Origin of the sequence: Dermacoccus sp. UBA1591, from assembly GCF_002322065.1 — a bacterium.
In the GTDB taxonomy this organism is placed as follows: domain Bacteria; phylum Actinomycetota; class Actinomycetes; order Actinomycetales; family Dermatophilaceae; genus Dermacoccus; species Dermacoccus nishinomiyaensis.
Genome location: NZ_DCNR01000011.1, coordinates 1 through 5,337, shown reverse-complemented (window position 1 = coordinate 5,337; position 5,337 = coordinate 1). Strand labels below are relative to the sequence as shown.

The 5,337-nt window shown below is 69.7% G+C and carries 3 protein-coding genes and 2 pseudogenes; 1 reads left to right on the top strand and 4 read right to left on the bottom strand.

From position 1 onward, the window contains the following. The 4 genes and pseudogenes from B2284_RS01125 to B2284_RS01110 form a co-directional block, all read right to left on the bottom strand. Positions 1-658: pseudogene (locus B2284_RS01125) on the bottom strand (anthranilate synthase component I); the annotation flags it as partial. A 161-nt stretch (positions 659-819) separates the two neighbouring features. Then, positions 820-1,182, bottom strand: a pseudogene (gene hisI / locus B2284_RS01120) (phosphoribosyl-AMP cyclohydrolase); the annotation flags it as partial. Between the two features lie 574 nt (positions 1,183-1,756). Then, positions 1,757-3,337: an HNH endonuclease signature motif containing protein gene (locus B2284_RS01115; protein WP_131941106.1), complete on the bottom strand. Its 1,581-nt coding sequence runs from the start codon at positions 3,335-3,337 to the stop codon at positions 1,757-1,759. A 320-nt stretch (positions 3,338-3,657) separates the two neighbouring features. Continuing rightward, positions 3,658-4,356 (bottom strand): SDR family oxidoreductase, encoded by a 699-nt coding sequence (locus tag B2284_RS01110; protein WP_006943784.1) that lies wholly within the window; start codon positions 4,354-4,356, stop codon positions 3,658-3,660. Positions 4,357-4,990: 634 nt separating this feature from the next. On the opposite strand from B2284_RS01110, the gene B2284_RS01105 reads away from it, so the two are divergent. Beyond that, entirely contained in the window at positions 4,991-5,278 is a 288-nt protein-coding gene (locus B2284_RS01105) for a WYL domain-containing protein (RefSeq protein WP_050786432.1), read from the top strand. Positions 5,279-5,337: the final 59 nt, after the last annotated feature.

Below are 5,337 nucleotides of genomic sequence, written 5' to 3'. Positions count from 1 at the left end.
CGAGGCGGGTCTGCATCGCGTCGAGGCGGGCGACGGCGTCGTCGTACGCGGCGCGCGCGCCGGGTTCGAGGCCGTCGAAGTTGACGGCATTGGCGACGAGCAGGAGCGAGCCGTCCTGATGGTCCATGACGGCGAGATCCGTGGCGAGCAACATCGTGACTTCGGGGATCGCGAGGACGTCGTCGGCGTGGTTGCCGATCTTCTCCCAGCGACGCACCGCGTCGTAGCCGATCGCGCCGACGAAACCGCTCGTCAGCGGCGGCAGGCCGGCGATGCGTTCGGTGTGAAGTGCCTGCAGGGACGCGCGTAGGGCATCGACCGCCAGGCCTGTCGTCGGCAGCCCCGTCGGCACGTCGCCGAGCCAGACGACGTCGCCGTCACGCTCGGTGAGCGTCGCGCGGCTCGCGGCGCCGATGAACGAGTAGCGCGACCACACGCCGCCGTGCTCCGCCGATTCCAGCAGGAACGTGCCCGGCTCGTCGCGCGCCAGCTTGCGGTAGATGCCGATGGGTGTCTCCGCGTCGGCGAGCAGCTTGCGCACGACGGGGATGACGCGACGCCCACCCGCGAGGTGCTCGAACAACTCGACGCTCGGCCACGTCGCGCCCCAGGTGAGGTCGGCGGCGAGGCTCGTCTCCGGCTCGGCTGCGGCAGTCATGCGTTGCTCCTGGGGGTGGGCATGGTGGCGGGTACGTCTGCGGCGACGGTTGGGGTTGACGTTGTCGTGGCTGCGTCCGCAGCGTCGGTTCCGGTGGGCGCCGTGGTAGCTGCGTCAGCGTCGGTTCCGGTGGACGCGATCGCGCCATCACTGCAGACGGCGGCGTCGAGGTCGGTGAAGAAGCAGCTGCGTTCGCCGGTGTGGCATGCGGCGCCGACCTGGTCGACGCGGACGAGCAACGCGTCGCCGTCGCAGTCGAGAGCGACGCTGCGCACGTACTGCGCGTGACCCGACGTGTCGCCCTTGCGCCAGTACTCGCCGCGGCTGCGCGACCAGAACGTCACGCGCCCCTCGCTCAGCGTGCGGCGCAGCGCCTCGTCGTCCATCCAGCCGAGCATGAGCACGTCACCGTTCGTGTCGTCCTGGATGATCGCGGCGACGAGACCCGCGTCGTCGCGCTTGAGGCGCTGCGCGACGTCAGGGCTGAGCGGCGATGAAGGCTCGGGCGAAGACATGGGGGCCATTGTGCCAAGTGGCCCTGACAACCCGTCGCGGTGTCTCGCGCTGGCACCTCGCGGATCACTGCGGGCCCCAACGCCGCCTGACCTCACGCTCCCGCGCATCGCGGATCGCGACGGGGACGCAGCTGCGCCTGACCCCGCACCCGCGCACGGCGGATGACGGCGGGGATCCAGCGCGGCCTTATCCCACGCTGACGTCGCATGAACGGGTGGAGTTCTCCCTCAGCGTGATCTCACCCAGGCATCCGAGCGAGGGTTCGGACGCGGTGTCGCCGACACGACTGGCGAGGTGGAGGCGGGCGTCACCGGGTCGTCAGGCCGCGCGAACAGGTGTGGCGCCGGCGTGCGTGGTGCCGCCGTGTCGATGATGCTGCGCCCGGGAAAGTGAACGCGCCCGGGACATGAAATGGGCCGCGGGTTGTGGCCGGGGAATGACTGCGCCGTCAGACCAGGTTCGAGCAGTAGGTAGCGGGCACAGACCTCGCCAGACCAGGATTGAGCGGCGGCGCACCGAGAGCGCGGAGCACGTGAGATCAGGGTTCGGCAGGCAGCCGGGGCCGCAGGGCCGCGAGGGCCGTCAGGCGGCGCGAACGGCGTCGGCGTGTGTGATGCCGCCGGGTTCGGTGACCCAGCGGGCACCGGAGGGCGACAGCCACGTGCAGACGCCGTCGGGCGTCATCCTCACGCGGAAGCCCCCGTGGGTCTTGGCGCGGTGATGGTGACGACACAGCGCCTGCAGGTTGGTCGCGCTCGTCGGCCCGCCCTGGTCGAACGGCATGACGTGGTCGAGGTCGCACCGCGAGGCGGCCGTTTCGCAGAACGGGAAGCGGCACACGCCGTCGCGCTCCCGCACGAGCTTGGCGATGCCGACACTTGGGCGGTGAGCAGCCGTCGTGGTGGCCAGCGTCGTGATGCGACCACACCCGTGGTGCGACGCGAGCGTCGCCGTGAATCCCACACCAGCCGTAGCGGCGAGGCGGGCGACGACGCCAGCAGAAAGAACACCGACGCCGCGCACGCCACAGGCACCCAGGACCATCGACGACGTTGCGGGCGACGCCGGGGAATGACCCGGCGGCACTCCAATGGCGGGCCGAGGGACCCTCGCGTCAAGCAGGTCGGACACGTCCTCCGCGTCCGGGACGCCCGTGGATCTCGGCGGGTCGAGGAGCCCCGCGACGGCGGATCTCGACGGGTCGGGAGGTCGCGCGATGATCGGCACCTGCAGGTTCAGCGTGGCCGTCACGGTGCAGTTCTCGAGGATGAGGTCGGTGAGCGCGTCAGCCCGCGCTGCGCCGACGAAAAGCCGAGCGCCGGGGGCAGAGTTCTCCTGCAGGCGCCGCGCACGTTCCTCCATCACGGCCTGGATGGCCGTGGCGTCGTAGGCGTCGAGAACGGCTGTCATCGTGCACAGCGACTCGAACTCGAGGTGCGGCTCGAACCACACCCCGCGCGTCGACTCCACCTCGACCTCGTCGGCAGGGCGAGTGAGACCGAGCCGACGCAGGGTCTTGCGGCACGCCTGCCGCGCCGCCTGGTGAGCGCGTCGATGATCTCCGCTGTCGATGAGCATCTGTGCCACGGAGCGCGCAGCGTCCGCCTCGAGGTGCGCGAGCTCCCCCGCCAGCATCGCCGCCACCCGCACGGAGCCGTCTCCGCGTGCCGAGGCCGCCAGCAGGCCGGGATGGCGCGCACGCAGCGTCGAAGCCCCCGCCGCCATCGCCCGGGCGGCGGGCGCCGTCAGCCCGAGTGCGCCGCCGAGCGCTGAGGCCGCGAACTCGCCGGCCTCGACGTCGTAGGCCCGAGAATCGTCGGACGCGCCCTCACCCATCGCCTCGCCGCTGAGGACGTCGTGGCGACGCACACTGTCATGGTGTTCGGAGGCCAGCATGTGCGTGACCGCTTCGGCGCTGCGTGCAACACGTTGTGTGAGCGCCGCAGCGCGTTCAAGGTGGCGACGGTGACTCATCAGGGCGTCCAACCGACCGTCCAGGCTCGCGCCTCCATCGGTGAGCGGAACGAGCGATGCCGGATCGGTGAGAACCTCCTCTGCGACCCGCGTCGTCAGCTCGCCCCAAACGGCCAGGACAGCCTCACCGGGCAGCTCAGAGAGACGCGCGACGATGTTCGCCGCGTCCGTCATCTCTAGCGTTTCCATGACCCAATTATCGCACACATGTTCGAATAGGGGTAGGCTCCGTCACATGAAAGATCCATTGAGCCGGCTCTCACTGACCGCGCCCGCGCGGGCGCCGGCGGCGCTTCCAACGCTGATCCTCAAACGCGACTGCCCAACCCGATCGTCACGCACCCATGATCGGCAGCAGCTCGTCGTACACCCAGCCCGCGAGCTGCGTCGGCGTCGTGGTGGCGGGGGTCCGCCCCTGCTCGGGACGGAAATCATCGCGGATTCCGGTGCTCATCCCCAGTAACGCCTGCGCGAGACCACGGGCGAGCCCGGCCCCAGGTAGCGGGACATCACGCCGCATCGCTGATCTGGCGCGCCGCCACCGCATTTCCCACGTGGTCGAAGAGAATGCGCGTGACGTCGCGCCACGAGAGATCCCGCGACCCGTGAACCGCTCGGACATGACGCGCCTGCCACCCCTCGTCAAGGAGGCAGAGTGCCGCCATCTCGGCGACGTCACGCGGCGCCACCCAGCTGAATGCGTGATCAACCCGGAGCACCGTGTCGATTTCGCCCTGGCGGATCGCCGCCAGGTGCCGGGTGAGGTTGGAGAAGAAATAACCGCACCGCAGGTGCGTGACGTCGACGTCGAGCGCGTCGAGCGACAACTCCGTCGCGGCAAGGCCGTCGATCCCTCCCACACAGTGGCGCTTCTCTGCCCCCACGCTGCTGTGGAACACGACGCGCCTGATGCCGTTCGCGCGGACGGCACCCACGATTGCCTCGCTCGCCCGAGCATGCTCAGCGAGCGGATCAGCGGTCATCGGGCTCGGATTCACCCAGTACACGGCATCAATCCCGCGAGTCGCGGCGACGACCTCGTCGCGGTCCAGCGAATCCGCCTCGACGATGTCGACGAGGGGGCGCAGTTCCCGCGCGATCTGCGCGGGATGCCGTGCCAAGAGCACGGGCCGTACCCCGACTCGGACGAGCATACGAATCAGGTGGCGACCCACGTTTCCATTGGGTGTCGTGATGGCGATGCGCATCGATCACCCTTTCCTGAGCGGCGGTGTGCCCGCGCCCTCGTGGAATGACGCTAGGACCAGATGCAGACGATTCCGGTCCTCATCTCGCACGACAATGAACGCATGTCCCACAAGCCCGTCACGAGTCCTTCGTCGCGTACCCTCGAATCGTTGGGTCTGCTCCAGACGGGCCGATGGTGCTCCGTGGCTGATCTCGCCATGCGTCTTGCCACGGGGCCGCGATCCCTCCGACGCGGTGTCGCTAGCTTGTGCAGCCTCGGTTACAGCGTGCGGTCACGCCCGGTCCCGGCGGCGGCTACCGCCTGGACTCGGGCGTCACGATCCCGCCCCTCGTACTCGACGCCGACGAGGTGTCCACCCTCGTCACGGCCCTGCTCGTGCTCGAGGGGGCAGGTCTCGAAGGAGACACCGCCGGGGCGACGGACGCCACAGTCGTGCGCGCCAAGCTCGAACGCCTGCTGCCGGGGTCGCTGCGTCGACGAGCCGTCGCGACCGCGACGGCGACCAACGTGCTGACGAGTGGGCTCGAGCCTGTCGACGCGCGCCTGCACGGTCTGCTCGTTGACACAGCCGCCCAACGTGGCATCGTGCACTTCGCCATTCCGACGGCGACGGCCGTGTCTGCGATCGACAGGTGCATCCGCTCATCTGCTTCATCCGCGAGGGCCGCTGGTACCTCCTCCGCCATGACCTGCACCGTCGCGACTGGCGCGTTTTCCGCCTCGACCGGATCACCTCCGCCGCGGCAGACCCCGCCGTCACCGGCCGGTCACCGCCAACCTTCCCCGACGAATCACTCGAGAGGTGGCTCACATCGGACTTCGACCGAGGCCCCCTGCCGGCCAACCATCTTCCGGGAGGCAACTCGGCGACGAGCCGAGGCGATGACGAATCAGCGAGCGCCGAGCAGGATGGCGGGTAACTCACGCGATGGCGAGTAGCAACCTGCCTCCGTGTGAGTTACCCGCCATCGGGCGCCCG